Origin of the sequence: Streptomyces sp. OfavH-34-F (genome assembly GCF_022347745.1) — a bacterium.
In the GTDB taxonomy this organism is placed as follows: Bacteria; Actinomycetota; Actinomycetes; order Streptomycetales; family Streptomycetaceae; genus Streptomyces.
This window is the reverse complement of the sequence record NZ_JAKRGC010000460.1, coordinates 1-3,857: the sequence shown is the minus strand read 5'-3', so window position 1 is coordinate 3,857 and position 3,857 is coordinate 1. Positions and strand designations below refer to the sequence as shown.

General features: G+C 73.4%; 5 protein-coding genes. 2 read left to right on the top strand and 3 right to left on the bottom strand.

What is annotated here, in order from left to right; all coding sequences use genetic code 11:
- Positions 1–40: 40 nt before the first annotated feature.
- Positions 41–679: a uridine kinase gene (locus tag MHW47_RS33275; RefSeq protein WP_239227577.1), complete on the bottom strand. Its 639-nt coding sequence runs from the start codon at positions 677–679 to the stop codon at positions 41–43.
- Positions 680–767: 88 nt separating this feature from the next.
- On the opposite strand from MHW47_RS33275, the gene MHW47_RS33270 reads away from it, so the two are divergent.
- Positions 768–1,133, top strand: a complete 366-nt coding sequence (locus MHW47_RS33270) for a nuclear transport factor 2 family protein (protein WP_239227576.1) — start codon at positions 768–770, stop codon at positions 1,131–1,133.
- Positions 1,134–1,160: 27 nt separating this feature from the next.
- Here the strand turns inward: MHW47_RS33270 and MHW47_RS33265 are convergent, their stop codons facing one another.
- The gene (locus MHW47_RS33265) at positions 1,161–1,667 is read right to left on the bottom strand and encodes a cupin domain-containing protein (protein WP_239227575.1); all 507 of its coding nucleotides are present in this window, start codon (positions 1,665–1,667) and stop codon (positions 1,161–1,163) included.
- A 108-nt stretch (positions 1,668–1,775) separates the two neighbouring features.
- Positions 1,776–2,453, bottom strand: coding sequence for a winged helix-turn-helix transcriptional regulator (locus MHW47_RS33260; RefSeq protein ID WP_239227574.1), 678 nt, complete (start codon positions 2,451–2,453; stop codon positions 1,776–1,778).
- An 85-nt stretch (positions 2,454–2,538) separates the two neighbouring features.
- Between MHW47_RS33260 and MHW47_RS33255 the strand changes: the two genes are divergently transcribed.
- A complete protein-coding gene (locus tag MHW47_RS33255) occupies positions 2,539–3,750 on the top strand; it encodes a pyridoxal phosphate-dependent aminotransferase (protein ID WP_239227573.1) in 1,212 nt (403 codons plus the stop codon).
- Positions 3,751–3,857: the final 107 nt, after the last annotated feature.

The following is a 3,857-nucleotide window of genomic DNA, read 5'->3' as shown; positions in this document are numbered from 1 at the left end:
CGGCGGACCGGGCCCGGTCGCCGCGATCCGGCCGCGCCCCTCAGCGCACGCCCGTCCAGGCCGGGTGGTGCGGGTCGTCGGTGCGCACCACCGCGTCCGCCCGGTCGGCGGGCGCCACCTCGTCCTCGTACCGGGCGAACGCCGGCAGGGTCCACCGTTCGTCCTCCGGGGTGCGGCGGCGCAGCGCGCCCGGGGAGAGCCGGAGGTGGACGGTGAGGTCGAAGGGGAACCAGTGGCCGAGGAGCAGCGGCCCGTGCAGGATCAGCACCCCGCCCTCGGGGAGCGGCCGGTACGGGCTGCGGGTGGCGCGGTCCGTCGCCGGGTTCCAGAGGTCGGGCAGCACCCGTCCGCTGCCGCCCGGCTCCAGGGGTGCGAACACTTCACGCCACAGCGCGGCGGTGTCGAACCAGCTGCCGAAGTAGGAGTCGGGGTCCTGCTTGCCGTACTCGAAGCGCAGGCTCGCCGGACGCAGGAAGCCGCCGGTGGCGACGGGGAGCACGGCCCGGCCGCGCAGCCGCAGCGCTTCGGCGAGCGAGGCGGCCAGGTCGCCGGGGCGGGCGGCCGGGGCGCCGTCGACGGCGATCTTCAGCCAGGGGCCGCCGTCGGCGGGCTCCCGCGCGTCGGTGTGCGCGGCGAGCGCGTCCGTCAGCCGTTCCCAGGTGATCGGTTCCCATCGCACGCGTCCATCATCGCGCGTCCCGCCCGGTGGTGTCCGGATGCCGGGAATCGGCCGCCGTCCGCGACCGGGGCCGGTTACGGTCGGCGCCATGGATCTCGCATTCGCCCGTGCGTTCGCCGCGCGGTGGCAGGACGACTGGAACTCCCATGACCTGGAACGCATACTGGCGCACTATCACGAGGACGTGACGTTCAGTTCGCCGATGATCGCGCGGTTCACCGGCGACCCGTCGGGGACCGTACGCGGCAAGGAGGCGCTGCGCGCGTACTGGTCGCGCGGGCTCGCGCTCATCCCGGACCTGGAGTTCGAGGTGGTGGACGTCCGGGCGAGCGTGGACACGCTGGTCATCGACTACCGCAACCAGATCGGCGGCCGGGTGTACGAGGTGCTGACCTTCCGGGACGGGCTGGTGAGCGCCGGTCTCGGCGCGTACGGCGAGACCGGCGCCCGCTGACCGCGACGGGCCGGCGCCCTGCGGGTGTCACTTCGCCGGTCCGCACACCACCGGGTCGGCGTCGTCGGAGAGTTCGCTGCCCTGCGGCAGCAGATAGGTCACCCAGAGCACGACGGGCTCGCTGCCCAGGTTGCGTCCGATGTGGCGGTGGTCCGCGCCCGACGGCTCGACGAAGGACGTGCCGGCGGGCGACACCTCGACGGCGCAGTCGTGCAGGGTGCGGGTGAGCGTCCCGGACTTGACGACGACGATCAGCTGGCCCTTGTGGGTGTGCCAGCCGGTGGAGCCGCCCGGGGCGATGGTGACGGTGCGGAAGGTGACGTCCGCCCGGCCCTTGGGCGCCTTCACCTTCAGCGGGCCGGGCGAGGTGCCCTTGGCGACCTCGGTGGCGACCACCCCGCTGCCGGGCGTGGCTCCGGCCGCGGTCGGTACGAAGGCGAGCGCGGCCACGCCCGCCGCGGTGACGAGCGCCCTGCCCAGCCGTCCCGCTCGTCCCCGCCGTCCCGCCCGTTCCCGCTGTCTCTCGGTCCTCATGTGTCTCTCCCGTCGTCGGGTGTCACGGACATCTCAAATGCCCGGACGCTACCCGGCACGGGACCGCGGGAATCACGGCTGCGGCATCCGGCCCCCTCCCCGGCGCCGTCAGTGGCCGCGCAGTTCCCTGGCCAGGGCGCCGTCGCCCGAGACCTCGATCCGGCCGTCCCCGACCGCCTCGGCAAGCGTCGGCTCGCCCCGTCCCAGCGCGAGGCACAGCTCCGCGTCGAGGGCGATGCGCGCGTCGGCGTGGTCGGCGGGCCCGTCCCCGTACACCGGCTCACCGGCCGTCACGTCCCCCGTACGGACGTGGAATTCACCCTCGTCCAGATGGACGTCGAGCACTCCGGTGGCGGCCGGGCCGCCCGGCCCCCGGAGGGCGCGCAGCAGGGGGAGCGCGAACCAGTGGGCCCGGACCGCGTCGGTGGGCCGCCGCTCGGCCAGCGCGGGGGCGCCCCACTCGGCGAGCGCGGCGAGGACCGGCAGCAGTCCGTGCCCCCGCGCGGTGAGCGCGTACACCGAGGCGGCGGCCGGGGGCGGGAGCCGGCGGCGGGTGACGAGGCCGCCCTGTTCCATGTCCTTGAGCCGGGAGGCCAGGACGTCCGTGCTGACGCCCGGCAGGTCGGCGTGGAGATCGGTGTAGCGGCGGGGACCGGCCAGCAGCTCACGGACGATCAGCAGGGTCCAGCGGTCACCGACCGCGTCCAGCGCGCGGGCACTGGCGCAGAACTGGTCGTAACTCCGGCGGCGGGCCGGGCGGGTTGCGGGCTGTCGCTGACGTGGCATGCGACGCAGTCTAGACATGTTGTTGGACTTTCCAAGCCCGAGCTTGGTAAAACCAAGTATCGCAATCGGGTCGGGGAGGCACCGCATGGAATTCCGCCAGTCCAGCAAGCTCAACGAGGTCTGTTACGAGATCCGGGGCCCCGTCATCGAGCACGCCAACGCCCTGGAGGAGGCGGGCCACAGCGTGCTGAGGCTCAACACGGGCAACCCGGCCCTCTTCGGCTTCGAGGCGCCGGAGGAGATCGTCCAGGACATGATCCGGATGCTTCCGCAGGCCCACGGCTACACGGACTCGCGCGGCATCCTGTCCGCCCGCCGCGCGGTGGCCCAGCGCTACCAGGCGATGGGCCTGACCGAGGTCGGCGTCGACGACATCTTCCTCGGCAACGGCGTCTCCGAGCTGATCTCGATGGCCGTCCAGGGGCTGCTGGAGGACGGCGACGAGGTGCTCATCCCGTCCCCGGACTACCCGCTGTGGACCGCCGTGACGACGCTGGCCGGCGGGAAGGCCGTGCACTACGCGTGCGACGAGGCGTCCGACTGGAACCCGGACATCGCCGACATGGCCTCGAAGATCACCGACCGCACCCGGGCCGTGGTGATCATCAACCCCAACAACCCGACCGGCGCCGTCTATCCGCGCGAGGTCCTGGAGGGCATCCTCGACCTGGCCCGGCGGCACGGCCTGATGGTGTTCGCCGACGAGATCTACGACCAGATCCTCTACGACGACGCCGAGCACCACAGCGTGGCGGTCCTCGCCCCGGACCTGGTCTGCCTCACCTTCAGCGGCCTCTCCAAGACGTACCGGGTGGCCGGGTTCCGCTCGGGCTGGATGGTCGTCTCGGGCCCCAGGCAGCATGCCCGCAGCTATCTGGAGGGCCTGACGATGCTCGCCTCCATGCGGCTGTGCCCCAACGCCCCCGCCCAGTACGCCATCCAGGCCGCGCTCGGCGGCCGGCAGTCGATCCGGGACCTGGTGGCGCCCGGGGGCAGGCTGCACGAGCAGCGCGACCGCGCCTGGCAGAAGCTGAACGAGATCCCCGGCGTCTCCTGCGTGAAACCGAAGGGCGCCCTGTACGCCTTCCCGCGCCTCGACCCGAAGGTCCACCCCGTCGCGGACGACGAGAAGTTCGTCCTGGACCTGCTGCTGCGCGAGAAGATCCAGGTCGTCCAGGGCACCGGCTTCAACTGGCCCCGCCCGGACCACTTCCGCATCCTGACCCTGCCCCACGCCGACGACCTGGAGGCCGCGATCAGCCGCATCGGCCGGTTCCTGGCGGGCTACCGGCAGTAGGGCGCGCGGGCCGCCCTCAGGACCGCGCCCGGCGCGGGCGCGCCAGCAGCCGGGCCGCCGCGTGCACCCCCACCACGGCGACCGGGAGGAACGCCAGGCCGGAGGCC

What these genes read in the sequence shown, in the direction of transcription:
- MHW47_RS33270 (WP_239227576.1), top strand. Translation starts at nt 768, where the DNA reads ATGGATCTCGCATTCGCCCGTGCGTTCGCCGCGCGGTGGCAGGACGAC.
- MHW47_RS33265 (WP_239227575.1), bottom strand. Translation starts at nt 1,667, where the DNA reads ATGAGGACCGAGAGACAGCGGGAACGGGCGGGACGGCGGGGACGAGCG.
- MHW47_RS33260 (WP_239227574.1), bottom strand. Translation starts at nt 2,453, where the DNA reads ATGCCACGTCAGCGACAGCCCGCAACCCGCCCGGCCCGCCGCCGGAGT.
- MHW47_RS33255 (WP_239227573.1), top strand. Translation starts at nt 2,539, where the DNA reads ATGGAATTCCGCCAGTCCAGCAAGCTCAACGAGGTCTGTTACGAGATC.